11 protein-coding genes and 1 tRNA gene are annotated in these 13,171 nt (G+C 67.8%); 4 read left to right on the forward strand and 8 right to left on the reverse strand.

The window, feature by feature from the left end; translation table 11 throughout:
- Window positions 1–11 precede the first annotated feature (11 nt).
- The 4 genes from RCP37_RS01315 to RCP37_RS01330 all read right to left on the reverse strand — a co-directional run bounded on the left by RCP37_RS01315 (window position 12) and on the right by RCP37_RS01330 (window position 5,100).
- Window positions 12–1,097 (reverse strand): TQO small subunit DoxD, encoded by a 1,086-nt coding sequence (locus RCP37_RS01315; protein WP_308485262.1) that lies wholly within the window; start codon window positions 1,095–1,097, stop codon window positions 12–14.
- A 155-nt stretch (window positions 1,098–1,252) separates the two neighbouring features.
- Window positions 1,253–3,451: an acyl-CoA dehydrogenase family protein gene (locus tag RCP37_RS01320; RefSeq protein ID WP_308485263.1), complete on the reverse strand. Its 2,199-nt coding sequence runs from the start codon at window positions 3,449–3,451 to the stop codon at window positions 1,253–1,255.
- 57 nt (window positions 3,452–3,508) lie between these two features.
- On the reverse strand, window positions 3,509–4,456 hold the full coding sequence (locus RCP37_RS01325) for a 2-hydroxyacid dehydrogenase (RefSeq protein ID WP_308485264.1): 948 nt from the start codon (window positions 4,454–4,456) through the stop codon (window positions 3,509–3,511).
- Between the two features lie 2 nt (window positions 4,457–4,458).
- Window positions 4,459–5,100, reverse strand: coding sequence for a TetR/AcrR family transcriptional regulator (locus RCP37_RS01330; RefSeq protein WP_308485265.1), 642 nt, complete (start codon window positions 5,098–5,100; stop codon window positions 4,459–4,461).
- A 92-nt stretch (window positions 5,101–5,192) separates the two neighbouring features.
- On the opposite strand from RCP37_RS01330, the gene RCP37_RS01335 reads away from it, so the two are divergent.
- On the forward strand, window positions 5,193–5,768 hold the full coding sequence (locus tag RCP37_RS01335; RefSeq protein ID WP_308485266.1) for a VOC family protein: 576 nt from the start codon (window positions 5,193–5,195) through the stop codon (window positions 5,766–5,768).
- 8 nt (window positions 5,769–5,776) lie between these two features.
- On the opposite strand, the gene RCP37_RS01340 is transcribed toward RCP37_RS01335, so the two are convergent.
- From RCP37_RS01340 to RCP37_RS01355, 4 genes are all read right to left on the reverse strand, one after another.
- On the reverse strand, window positions 5,777–6,763 hold the full coding sequence (locus RCP37_RS01340; protein WP_308485267.1) for an FUSC family protein: 987 nt from the start codon (window positions 6,761–6,763) through the stop codon (window positions 5,777–5,779).
- 26 nt (window positions 6,764–6,789) lie between these two features.
- Window positions 6,790–8,586 (reverse strand): selenocysteine-specific translation elongation factor, encoded by a 1,797-nt coding sequence (gene selB / locus RCP37_RS01345; RefSeq protein WP_308485268.1) that lies wholly within the window; start codon window positions 8,584–8,586, stop codon window positions 6,790–6,792.
- Between the two features lie 12 nt (window positions 8,587–8,598).
- Window positions 8,599–9,906 carry an L-seryl-tRNA(Sec) selenium transferase gene (gene selA / locus RCP37_RS01350; protein ID WP_308485269.1) on the reverse strand — a complete coding sequence of 436 codons (1,308 nt, stop codon included), beginning with the start codon at window positions 9,904–9,906 and terminating at the stop codon, window positions 8,599–8,601.
- Between the two features lie 23 nt (window positions 9,907–9,929).
- A tRNA-Sec gene (locus RCP37_RS01355) sits at window positions 9,930–10,024 on the reverse strand.
- Window positions 10,025–10,129: 105 nt separating this feature from the next.
- Here RCP37_RS01355 and RCP37_RS01360 point away from each other — a divergent pair.
- From RCP37_RS01360 to selD, 3 genes are read left to right on the forward strand one after another with little or no spacing between them, the layout of a single operon-like run.
- On the forward strand, window positions 10,130–11,035 hold the full coding sequence (locus RCP37_RS01360; RefSeq protein ID WP_308485270.1) for a metal-dependent hydrolase: 906 nt from the start codon (window positions 10,130–10,132) through the stop codon (window positions 11,033–11,035).
- The gene (locus RCP37_RS01365; RefSeq protein WP_373693090.1) at window positions 11,032–12,174 is read left to right on the forward strand and encodes a PDR/VanB family oxidoreductase; all 1,143 of its coding nucleotides are present in this window, start codon (window positions 11,032–11,034) and stop codon (window positions 12,172–12,174) included. Before RCP37_RS01360 ends, RCP37_RS01365 begins: the two co-directional genes overlap by 4 nt.
- Window positions 12,171–13,151, forward strand: a complete 981-nt coding sequence (selD, locus tag RCP37_RS01370) for a selenide, water dikinase SelD (RefSeq protein ID WP_308485271.1) — start codon at window positions 12,171–12,173, stop codon at window positions 13,149–13,151. Before RCP37_RS01365 ends, selD begins: the two co-directional genes overlap by 4 nt.
- Window positions 13,152–13,171: the final 20 nt, after the last annotated feature.

Here is a 13,171-nt window from a genome sequence, read left to right on the forward strand (position 1 = left end):
GCGGTTCCAGCTCAGGAAGCGGTTTCGACCGCCCGTTTCCAGGTGGCGCCGCTGATGTCGGTGAGGACGAGCGTGTACGAATGCGCGCCGTCCCACCGCGTCGGCCCGGTGTCGATGGTCAGCTGTGCCTTGGCGCCCAACGGGACGATCAGGCTGTGTGCGCCGGGTTTGACCTTGGCCACGTAGCGGTTGGCGATCGCCGCCTCGGGCAGCCGGCTCAGCTGCGCGCCGTCCAGCTGTATGACCGTATCGCCGGTGGTGTCATCGAGGACGCTGACGCCGATCAGGAATGAGCCGTACACGTCCGCGCCTTCGGTCCGGTAGAGCTGGAATAACAGGCTGTTGCCGGCGACCCGGGCTTCGGAGACCTCGATTTTCGGCGCGACCGACGTGTTGTGCAGCGGGCCGTACACCCCGCCGTGGAACTGCTGGTTGGTGAACAATGCCAACGCCAGAATGGCGAACGAGCCGGTGAGTACCGCAGGCGTCTTGATGGTGACCGCGCCGGACGTCAGCCAGTTGAGCCGTGTTCGCTGTGCGAGCCGCGGATACTTCGCGGAAAGGACACGATCCAGCGAGTAGCGTCCGCCGCCGCTCAAAAACAGCATGAAGCCGCTGGCCACGCCCAGGATGCCGATCTGCCACTCGTCGAGGCAGGTGGTGCCCAGCCAGCCGGCGCTGACCAGGATGCCGAACGCCAACCCCAGCACGGCCAAGCTCATGATCCTGGTGCACAAGCCGACGATCACGCAGATCCCGACGATGCCTTCCACGATGGTGAACACCGTCATGGCTACGGCGAGCAGGCCGGGGTGGGTCAGGAGATGTTCGATGATCGGGCCGATGCCAAGCGCGTTCGGGAGAAAGTGGTTGAACTTCTCACCGACATAGCCCGGTACGTCCGGATTCAATTTGTCTTCGAGGCCGACTCGCCTCCAGAAGGCGGAGAAATATGTCCAGCCGATGACGAGGCGGACGGGCAGCGCGAAAAGTGCGGCCGTATTGAACTGGCGTTCCGTGTAATTAATTTCGTCAGCAGCGTCAGCGGTCACGTAGGCAGTCCTGAGGCAGTCGGTCCTGGTGATCTTGCCCGCCATGCTAGCAGCGCAAAAGGAGGCCTAGCCGAAACCGGTTGCGCCGTCGAGCTGTTCGCGCAGCATGTCGATCTGCCCACAGTGCCGAGTGTGCGTTTTCGTTGGCAAAAGAACCTTTTCGCCACCAAAACCGCACACTCGGCGCCTATGGCGACCCGTTACGGGTCGCGGGGGAGGCCCAGCAGACGCTCGGCGATGATGTTGAGCTGGACCTCCGAGGTGCCGCCGTAGATCGTGGTGGCGCGGCTCATCAACAGGTATTCGGCCCACTTGCCGGGCAGCTGCTCACGATCACCGATCGCGGCATCACCGCCGAACGTGCCCACCGCGAACTCGGCGTAGCCCTGCCCGGTGCGCATCGACAGCAGCTTGGACACCGCGGCCGCCGGCATCGGGTCCTTGCCCGCCAGGGTCAGCAGCGTCGAGCGCAGGTTGAGCAGCTTGGCGGCGTGCCCTTCGGCGATCAACTGGCCGGCCCGGCGCTGTTCGCCTCCATCGAACTGGCCGTCGCCGATGAACTCCACGAAGCCATCGAGGCTGGCCAGGAACGGCATCTCGGAGCCGCCGATGGACACCCGCTCAGCCGTCAGCGTGTTGCGGCTGACCTCCCAGCCGCGGTTGACCTCACCGAGCACCAACTCGTCCGGGATGAACACATCGTCGATGAACACGGTGTTGAACATCGCTCCGCCGGTGAGTTCACGCAGCGGGCTGACCGTCACCCCCTCGGCCTTCATGTCCAGCAGGAAGTAGGTGATGCCGTCATGTTTCGGAGCGGTCGAGTCGGTCCTGGCCAGCAGGGCCCCCCACGAGGAGAACTGCGCGGCCGACGTCCAGATCTTCTGTCCGCTGATCCGCCAGCCGCCGTCGACCTTGGTTGCCTTGGTGGTCAGGCTGGCCAGGTCTGAACCCGCGCCGGGCTCGGAAAACAGTTGGCACCAGACCATTTCGCCACGGAACGTGGTAGGCAGGAAACGCTGCTTCTGCTCCTCGGTGCCGAACGCCACGATCGACGGGATCAGCCACGCGGCGATACCCATCGCCTGACGACGCACCCGGCCGGTGGAGAACTCCTGCTCGATGATGATCTGCTCGATCGGCTCGGCGGCCCGCCCCCACGGCTTCGGCAGGTAGGGCAACACCCAGCCGCCCTCGGCGATCGCGACCGTGCGCTCGTCGTGCGCCATGGCCTTGAGGGCAGCGACCTCGGCCCGGATCTCGGCACGCAACTTCTCGGTGTCGGGGTCCAGGTCGATGTCGATCTTGCGCATCCCACCGGCAGTGGCGGTGTCGACGACCCGTTGGGGGTAGGCGGAACGGGAGCCGAATGAGGCAGCCAGAATCAGCGCCCGCCGGTAGTACACGCCCGCGTCGTGCTCCCAGGTGAAGCCGATTCCGCCGTGCACCTGGATGCAGTCCTGGGTGCAGTGCTGCGCGGCGCTCGGGGCCAGGGTGGCCGCCACGGCCGTCGCGAACTGCACCGTTGAATCCGCGGCCTCCCAACCGTTCTCGTTCGCCTCGTCGATAGCGCGGGCGGCATCCCACACCGCGGCGGTGGCGCGCTCGGTGTCGGCGATCATCTCCGCACACTTGTGCTTGATGGCCTGGAACTGGCCGATCGGCCGGCCGAACTGCTCGCGGATCTTGGCGTAGTCCGCCGCGGTGTCGGTGGCCCAGCGGGCCACGCCGACCGCTTCCGCGGACAGCAGCGTCGAGATCAGCGCGTGCGCGCGCGCCGCGGTGAGATTGCGCAGGATCGCGGCGTCGTCGACCTCCACGGCGTCGGCACGCACATGGGCGATCGGGCGCAGCGGGTCCACGCTTGCTACCGGCTCGATCTCGAGCTGGTCGGCGCGCAGCACCACCCACACTTCGGCGTCGTCGACCGCCACGGGCGCCACCAGCAACGACGCCTGGGCGGCGGCCGCGACGGCACGGGCCTCGCCGCGGATCACCAGGCCCGATCGCGCAGCGGTGCCGGTCAGTCCCGGGTTGATCGTGTAGCTGGCGATCACCTCTCCACCGGCCAGCCCGCTCAGCTCGGGGGCGGCCGGATTGTTCGCGGCGATCAGGGCGCTGGCGATTGCGGACGGCACAAACGGCCCGGGAACCGCGCCGTAGCCGAACTCGGCGAGCACCACCGCCAATTCCAGGATTCCGAAACCCTGTCCGCCGGCATCCTCGGCCAGATGCACACCCGCCAAGCCCTGCTCAGCGGCGGCTCGCCAGTACGGCGGCGGGTTCTGGATCGGGGTGTCCATCGCGGCGTGCAGCATCTCGGACGGCACGGCCCGTGTCACGAAGGACCGCACGGAATCTGCGAGGTCCTGGTGCTCAGAAGTGATCGCTATCGGCATTGATGAGGCCTTTCGGTGTGTACGTGAAGTGAATCTAACAACCAGTCGGTTGGTTGACTACGGTCGGTTGACGACGTGGGTCAGGGCCTGCCCGTCGCGCAGTCGGCGGCAGTTGTCGACAGCCGCAGCCAGGTAGCGCCGCATGGTGTCGGCGGTGTACCAGCTGACATGCGGGGTCAGCACCACGTTGTCCAAACCGAGCAGCGGATTGTCGGCGGTCACCGGCTCGACGGCGAACACGTCGAGGCCGGCCCCGGCCAGCCGCCCGCCGCGCAGCGCATCGGCCAGCGCGGTTTCGTCGACGATCGGTCCGCGAGCGGTGTTGATCAGCACCGCCTCGGGCTTCATCCGCGCCAGGGCAGCCCGGTCGATCAATCCCTCGGTCGTCTCTGTCAATGGAACGTGCAGCGAGACGATGTCCGAGGCGGCCAGCAGTTCGGGCAGGGGCCGCCAACCGGGTGTGCCGTCATCGCGGGTGCTGGTGTGCAGCACCTGCGCGCCCATGGCGGCCACGATCCCGGCCACTCGCTGGGCGATGCTGCCGAAGCCGACCAGGCCGACGGTGCAGCCGCCGATGTCGCGGCAGCGCTCGCCGAGATCGGGATCGGTCGGCCAGCCGCGGACCTCGCGGGTCGCACGGTCCAGCGGCAGTAGCCGGCGCAGCACGGCGAGCATCAGCAGAACGGTGCCCTCGGCTACCGACGCGGCATTGGCACCGGGCATATTGGCCACCGCGATGCCGCGCTGGGTCGCGACGTCGACGTCGATGGTGTTGATTCCGACGCCGAACTTGTGCACCAGTCGCAGCGCGGGCCCGCTTCGCAGGTCGTCGCCCGAGAGCGGTCGCAGCACATGCCAGAGCACTTCAGCATCGGCCAGTTCGCGGCGGAACGTGACGTCGTCGTCGGCGGCGCACCACCGGATGTCCAGCCAATCAGACTCGGGTGCAACGAATTCCTCGACTTTGGGGCCAGGAATGAAGTGCGCCAGGACTCTCAACACCATGCTCAGGCATTCTCCTCGGTGTAGATGGCCCGATAGAACACGTTGGCCAGCGTGCGGATACACGCTGCGTCGTCGGGGCCGCCGTCGTCGCGGGGCGTGGCGAGCTGGACATAACAGAACTGGTTGAGCATCGACACGATCGCCACCGCGAGCAGTTCCGGGTCGTCATTCGTGCAGTAGCCCTCGGCTTGAGCACGCTTGACCGTTTCGGTGATGTGGCCGACGGGAACCGCGCAGATCTCCGCCCAATACCGGGCGAAGTCGTCGTTGACCATCGCCAGTTGGGAGACGCCGACCATCTCGGCCAGCCGGTTGCGGTAGGTGTGCCAATGCGCGGCCGTGGCCTGCTCGATCCGCTCGCGGTTGGTCAGCCCGTGCCGCACCACGCTGGATGCTCGCTCACCGGCCTCATCGCGGAATCGCAGCGCCCATTCGGCGACCATCGCCTCTTTGGAGTCGTAGTAGTTGTAGAACGACGCCGCCGATCGGCCGGCTTCGGCCGCGATGTCGGCGATGGTGGCCGCCAGAACCCCCTTGCGGGCGATCACCGCGCGCGCCGCGGAGTCGATCGCGGCTTGGGTGCGTCGACCCCGGTGGGTGGGCAACGGGTCGCGGTGGCCGGGTTGCTCTGGGCTGGTCGACACCGGAACACACCTTCCTGTCTTGGTAGGTCTGGATCAAACCTGAATCTGATGTTAGATTCAGTTTCAGATCTTGACCAGAGGAGTGTCCGCACATGATCAAGCCGCACGGTGTCAACACCGAATTCGAAATCAGCGGGATCAACCACGTAGCGATGGTGTGCTCCGACATGGAACGCACCGTCGACTTCTACAGCAACACCTTGGGCATGCCCCTGATCAAGTCGCTCGACCTGCCCGCGGGCATCGGTCAGCACTTTTTCTTCGATGCCGGTAACGGAGACTGCGTGGCCTTCTTCTGGTTCCGCGACGCTCCGGACCGGGTGCCCGGCATCTCCTCGCCGGCCGCCATCCCCGGAATCGGCGAGATCACCAGCGCGGTGAGCACGCTCAATCACCTGGCCTTCCATGTGCCGGCGGACAAGTTCGACGCCTACCGCCAGCGGCTGAAGGAAAAGGGGGTGCGGGTCGGCCCGGTCCTCAACCATGACGAGTCCGAGTGGCAGGCGAGCCCGACGTTGCACCCGGGGGTGTATGTCCGGTCCTTCTACTTCCAGGACCCCGACGGAATCACGCTGGAATTCGCTTGCTGGACCAAGGAATTCACTGGCGATGAAGAGCATGTCGCGCCCAAGACGGCAGCTGACCGGCGGGTTCCGGCCAGCACCTAGAAACTGCGTCAACGCGGCGCGAGGCTGATCACCAGATCCAGTTCGTCGATGCAGGTGTCGATGGCGGAGGACAGCAACGGCGTCGCATTGCTGGACCGTGCCACCACCATGTGACGGCGGGCCGCTGTCGCGTGCGCCGTTGCGGCAGCGGGCACGTCATGGGTGAGGGCAGCAGCCGCCGCGGCGAGCTCGCCGACTGCTTGCTGGACCGGTTCGCCAAGCGGTTCGGTGGTCCCGGTGATGGTGCGCGCCAGTTGCACGACGGAATTAGCCAGCAGGGACAGTTGCGCGGCCTGCTGGTCGGCGGTGCGGGTCGCGGTCCGCAGCGACCAGCGAAGCGGGCATACTCGCGCCAACTGTTCGGCGGTACCGCGCGCTTCGGACAGGCGTGCCAGACGATCGTGCAGCGCAGCCGCGACTGACAACATCCAGTCGGAATCGCCGGTGTGGCACTGCGTCTGAGTGAGGATGTCGTGCACGGCTGCCAATGCTTCGGCTCGGGCATCGGCCAGGACAGCTACCGGGTTTCTAGGGAAGATCACGATGCTGAAGATCGCCGCGATCCCGCCGCCGACCAGTGCGTCGAACAGCCTCTCCGTTCCGATACCGCTGTGCGGTAGCGCCAACACCAGAATGGCCGAGATGACCGTCTGGTTGACGAACATGGGACGGTGCTGCAGGAAACCTCGCCCGATCAGCAACGCGGCAGACAGCGCGACCAGGACGACCACGGTCATCGCGATCGGTCCGGTACCCAGCAGCATGTTTACCAAGCTGCCTAATCCGATTCCCAGCCCGACCCCCACCACCATCTCGGCTGCGAGCTCGGCGCGGACCACGTTCGTCGCCCACATGCACACCGCGGCAGCGATCGGCGCGAAGAACGGGGCAGTATGGTCGAGCACGTCGCGGGCCAAGTACCAAGCCACGCCCGCGGCGAGCGCGGTCTGCAGGATCGCCCACACGGTGGCTCGCAATCGCGACGTACCGACCATGTTGCTAGCAAACCGTACGTCGCCGATCAGCGCACCACTTCCCGGTGGACCGCATCGATCCGGCGGGTCCAGCCGCGCGCATCGAGATACTCCAGCAAGGGGATCGCCACCCGCCGGGTGGTGTTCAGCGCTTGCTTGGCCTGGGTGGCGGTGAAAGGCTGTTCCAGCGAAGCCAATTCGCGCATCGCTAACGCCGGCGCAGTCGGCAGCAGCACCAGATTCTCGGCCAGGCGTAACAGTCGCCCCACTCGTTCGGCAGCCGCCAGTTCCCGTATCCCCAGGTGCAGCGCGGCCAGGTCGTCGGCCTCCGGGGCATGAAATGGGGACGCCGCCAGCCGGGATTCCAACTCGGCGACGCCGTCTTCGGCGGGGCCGAGATCGTCACGGCCGCCCGGCAGTCGAATCAGTCCGTCATGTTGTTGAAGCCCCGCGGCGACCACAAGTTCGTCGAGCAGTGCGGGATCGGGTAGCGCGAGCCGATCGGCCGCCGCGCCCCGCGACAGCCCGGCGGACAGCGGATCGCGCTCCCGCAGTTCACGCGCGGCGCTCCGCAGCCGGTCCCGCCACGCCTGATACGTGGCGGCGTGCACCCACCAGCCGCCGATCACGGTCACCTCCGGCGGTACCGGGGGGAGCTCGTACCCGAGCAACTGCAGTTGGCGTTGCGCCACCGCACCGCGGCGGGTCACTTCGGCCAGGACTCGGCCGGCCTGGTCGGCCGGATCGGTGCCGGTGAGCTGGTCGGCGCGTCGGGCCGCGTCACCGCGCCGCCGCAGGGCAGGCGGATCGGCATCGAGCACCACTACCCCGCCCAGTACGCGACGGGCACCCGGGTCGCGCAGTACCAGATGATCCGAAAACGTCAGCGGCAACGGGCTTTCCAAAGTAATTCGGGCATGCTCTATGTCCAGGACTCGCAGCCGGGCCGGCACCGCGGCCGTGCCCAGGTGCACCACAAGCCGCTCGGGTGCCTCGGGTAGCGGGCAACCGGCGCGGTGCCGAACGTCGGCGACGGTGGTGGTCAGCCACTCGCCGGAGCTGACCAGTGCGTCCCCGCGCCGCACCTCGCCAGAAGACACCCCGCGCAGATTGACCGCCGCCCGCGCCGTGGGGCGCAGTGCCGAATGCGTCTCACCGCAACTCTGCAGCCCGCGGATGACCACCGCACGAGAATGCCCACGATCCAGCAACTGCAGGTGATCGCCGGTGGCTAACGAGCCCGCGGTCAGGGTGCCGGTGACCACCGTCCCGGCCCCGGTGATGGTGAACGAGCGGTCCACCCAGAGCCGAACACGCCCCGTGCTCGACGGTGGGGGAAGCTCGGCCAACAGGTCGTCGAGCACAGCGCGCAGCGTGTCCAGGCCGGTACCGTCCAGCGCTGACACGGCGACGATCGGGGCGTCAGCCAGACCCGTCTGAGCCAATTCGGTGCGGACCTGATCGGACACCTCAGCGACACGTTGATCGCCGGCCCGATCGATACGGGTGAGCACCACCACTCCCTGCGTAATGCCCAGGGCCGCAATGGCGTCGCGGTGATCGCCGGACTGCGCCCGCCAGCCCTCGTCGGCGGCGACCACGAAGCACACCACCGAGGCCGGTCCCAGGCCGGCCAGGGTGTTGGGCAGAAACCGTTCGTGGCCCGGGACATCGACGAAGGCCACGCGCCGGCCCGACGGCAGTGCGGACCAGGCGAAACCCAGGTCGATGGTGAGTCCACGCCGGCGCTCCTCGGCCCAGCGGTCGGGCTCCATCCCGGTGAGCGCCCGCACCAGGGTGGATTTGCCGTGGTCGACGTGGCCGGCGGTGGCAATAACAAACATGGCCGAACGCCCTCACCCCATCCGGTCGAGTGCGGCCCGCACCGCCGCCAGTAGCCGTCCGTCGTCGGTTTCCGGCACACAGCGCAGATCGATCAGGCAGGCGCCGTCGTGCACTCGGGGCAGCACCGCGGGATCGCCGGTGCGCAGCGCGGCGGCCGCCGATTCGGGCAACCGGACCGCCCAGCCCGGCAGCGGAACTCCCGGAGCGCCGCCGCCGCCGACGCGGCCGTCGTGGGCGACAACGGTGGCACCGACCGCCGCGGCTAACCGCTCGGCGCGGGAACGTAACTGGTCAGGGTCGGCGTGCAGCGCCCGAGTCACCGGTGCGGGGGCGCCGGAGACGGTGGCCTCCAGGGCGGCGAGGGTGAGTTTGTCGGCGCGGACCGCGCGGGCCAACGGGTGCCGAGCAAGCCGGGAGATCACCTCAGCGCGGCCCAACACGACCCCGGCCTGCGGCCCGCCGAGCAGCTTGTCACCGCTGGCGGTCACGACGTCGGCGCCGTCGGCAAGCGTGGTGGCCGCATCCGGCTCGTCGGGCAGCAGCGGATCGGGGGCCAACAGTCCGCTGCCCAGATCGGCTACCAAGGCCACCTCGTGTTCGGTTGCCAGTGGCCGTAATTGAGCCAATCCCACCGACGCAGTGAAACCGTGGACGGCGAAATTGCTGGGGTGCACCTTGAGGATGCACCCGGTCTGGGGTCCGATGGCCTCGGCGTAGTCGCGCAGGTGGGTGCGGTTAGTGGTGCCGACCTCCCGCAGCCTGGCCCCGGTGGAGGCGATCAGGTCCGGCAAACGGAATCCGGCCCCGATCTCGATCAGCTCGCCCCGGCTGACCACCACCTCCCGGCCGGCGGCCAGCGCGGTGGTGGCCAGCACCAGTGCCGCGGCACCGTTGTTGACCACCAACGCGTCCTCGGCGGCCGGGCAGGCCGCCAGCAGGGCGGCGCGCGCCGCGACCCCGCGCTTGGAGCGCGCGCCGGTGGCCAGGTCCAGCTCGACGTCGACGTAGCCGCTGGCCGCCACCAGCGCCTCGACCGCTGCCGCCGACAGCGGAGCTCGACCCAGATTGGTGTGCACCACCACCCCGGTGGCGTTGAGGACCGGTCGCAACGTCGTCCCCGTTTGACCGCAAAGGCCTTCCAGAACGGCGCTTTCCACTTGTTCGGGGGCGAGATCGCCGCGTCGCGCCCGATCCTGGGCGTCGCGCACCAGGCCGCGGACCACATGCTCGCCGAGCCGTGCTCGGGCCGCACGAACCGGAGGCAGCATCAACAGTGCATCGGTGCGCGGAATGGCGCGGCGGGGATCGGCGTCGGTCACGGCTCCTCCTGGCGATACGCGGTTGGCGGAGGCGGACGGGAATCGAACCCGCCAGGCCGAGCTACTCGGCCTCACCGGTTTTGAAGACCGGGGAGCCCACCAGGACTCAGACGCCTCCGCTGATCAACCTAAACCTTCAGCGATTTCGGCGCGGTAATGACCGCTCAGCGGAGAAAAACGCACCGAAATCGTGGGTAGCATGACCCCGAAGGAGGCCGTGACCATGACGAGCCAAACCAAGCCGGCGGTGGGCGGGCACATCTATGAACCGGCCGGCGTGGAGATCCACGCCCGCAACGTCGCTTTCGACTGGTCACAGACCCCGCTGCACTGGATCAAAGACGAGCCCGTGGCCTCAGATGTGGTGAGCATTCTGCACCTGATCCTGCCCGAGGGCGAGCGGTGGTTCTGCGAGGTTTTCAACGAGGCGCTGCCGTATGTCAAAGACGAGGATCTGGCGCGGGCCATGCGCGGCTTCATCGGCCAGGAGGCTATGCACGCCGAGTCACACGACAAGGCGGTGACCGAGTTCCTGGAAGCGCGTGGCGTCGACACCGGGCCGATCCTGCGGCAGTTCGAGTACTTGTTCCGCAAGCTGCTGGCGCCGCGTAGTCAGCGGTTCGCCCGCACCCGGTACAACGACATGGTGCAGCGGTTGTGGCTGATCGCCGCGATCGAGCACTACACCGCGATCCTGGGCGACTTCGTGCTGAACTGCTCGTGGGACGACTATGACGTGGACCCGACGATGGCCGATATCTGCCGCTGGCACGGTGCCGAAGAGATCGAACATCGCTGTGTGGCACACGATGTGGCGAACTACTTCCATCCCGGCTACCTGAACCGGTGCCGTGCGATGGTGGTCGGCCTGGCCTACTTGGTGTTGATGATTCACCGGGCGATCGGATTCATGTGCCGCTCCGATGACACCATCAGCCATTCCTATTTCTGGTTGTGGCGTCAGTACCTGCGCGGGTCACGGCGCAACATCCTGCCGCAGCTGCGGCAGGTGCTCAAATACACCGTCGTCTACTTCAAGCCGTCGTTCGATCCGGCGTCCATCGGCTCCACCGCGCAGGCCGTCGCCTATCTGGCGACGTCGCCGGCAGCACGCAGGGCGCGGCGTTGACGACGTCTGGACACGACGCCGCGGGATCACGATTCCGGCCGCTGGGCGAGATCCCGACCGACGTTCCGCCGCAGCTGTACGGGCGGTGGCGACACGACCCCCTGTTGCGGGTCTCGAATCTGCTGGCCAAGATCGCGTTCCCGGCGTTCAGCGTGTTGATGCGGCGCTGGAAGCTGGCTGAGCCTGATCGCACGCGCGAGTTGCGGGTGGCCCGGCGCGAGATCGTGGCGCACGACAAAGACGTGGTGGCGCTGACCCTGGTCGCCACCGACGACAAGCCACTGGCCCGCTGGACACCCGGCGCGCATCTGGACCTGCTGCTGCCCTCGGGGCGGATGCGGGAGTACTCGCTGTGTGGAGATCCCGCCGACTCCGACAGCTACCGCATCGCGGTGCGCCGCATCCCCGACGGCGGCGGTGGGTCGATCGAGGTGCACGACACGCTGCAGCCGGGCACCACAGTCACGATCAAGGGTCCCCGCAACGGCATGCCGATGGCCGTTCCCGGTTTCGGTTCGCCGGCGCAGCGTCTGCGGTTCGTCGCCGGCGGTATCGGGATCACCCCGATCCTGCCGATGATGCGCGCCGCCGAGCGCCTGGGTCTGGACTGGTCGATGATCTACACCGGCCGCTCGGCCGACACCATCCCGTTCATCGATGAGGTGCAGCAGTTCGGCGACAAGGTGGCCGTCCGCACCGACGACGCGCACGGGCTACCGACGGCCGCCGATCTGATCGGGGATTCGCCGGTGCCGACGGCGCTCTACGCGTGTGGCCCGCCGGCCATGCTCGAGGTGCTCCGTCAGGGGCTGATCGGCCGTACCGACGTAGAGCTGCATTATGAACGGTTCTCTGCCCCACCAGTTCTCGACGGCAAACCGTTCAGCGTCACCCTCGCCAAAAGCGGCACCACCGTCCCCGTCGGTGCAGAGCAGACCGCGTTGGCAGCGATCCTGCAGGTCCAACCCGCCACCCCATACTCGTGCAAACAGGGATTCTGTGGAACCTGCCGGGTGCGGGTGCTCGGCGGGGAGGTCGACCACCGAGATCAGACCCTGACCGATACCGAACGTGCCGATGGCGACATGCTGATCTGCATCTCCCGCGCGGCCGGCGACCACCTCATCATTGACGCATGACCGAACTGCGATTGACCGGCTACGCCCACGGCGGCGGCTGCGCGTGCAAGATTCCCCCCGGCGAGTTGGAGGAGGCGGTGCGCGGCCTGACCGGGCAGTCCGGCGAGAACGTACTGGTCGGCCTCGACGACGGCGACGACGCCGCAGCCGTACTGGTGCGCGACGACCTCGCCGTGCTGTCCACCGCGGACTTCTTCACCCCCGTCGTCGACGACGCCTACGACTGGGGCCGGATCGCGGCCGCCAATGCGCTCTCGGACATCTATGCGATGGGCGGGCGCCCGGTGGTCGCGATCAATCTGCTCGGCTGGCCGCGGGAAACGCTGCCCCTGGAGTTGATGACGGAGGTGCTGCGCGGCGGTCTGGCGGTGGCGCAGCAGGCGGGCTGCCCGGTGATCGGCGGCCATTCCATCGACGACCCCGAGCCCAAGTACGGCATGGCGGTCACCGGGGTGGCCGACCCGAACAAGTTGCTGCGCAACGACGCCGCGCAGCCTGGCCTACCGCTGACCTTGACCAAGCCCTTGGGGGTGGGGCTGCTCAACAACCGGCACAAGCGCACCGGCGAGGTGTTCGACGAGGCGATCGCGACCATGGTCGGACTCAACCGCGACGCCGCCGAAGCCGCACTGTCGCTCGGGGTGCGGGCGGCCACCGACGTCACCGGTTTCGGGCTGCTCGGCCATCTGTACAAGATGTGCCGTGCATCGGGGGTGGGTGCGGTGCTCGACCGATCTGCGGTGCCGCTGATCGCCGGCGCGCACGAAGCGCTGCGCGATGGCTACGTCTCGGGCGGCACGCGCCGCAACCTGGACTGGGTGCGTCCGCACCTGCGCCCCGGCCAAGGGGTCACCGACGACGACCTGCTGCTGCTGGCCGATGCCCAGACCTCCGGGGGCCTGCTGATCGTCGGAGAGCTGCCCGGTCACCCGGTAATCGGACATACCGTGGCGGGCAGCGGAATTGACGTCTTGTGAGCTGGAACTCTGATAGGTTC

This window comes from Mycolicibacter sp. MU0102 (assembly GCF_963378105.1).
GTDB classification, from domain to species: Bacteria; Actinomycetota; Actinomycetes; order Mycobacteriales; family Mycobacteriaceae; genus Mycobacterium; species Mycobacterium holstebronense.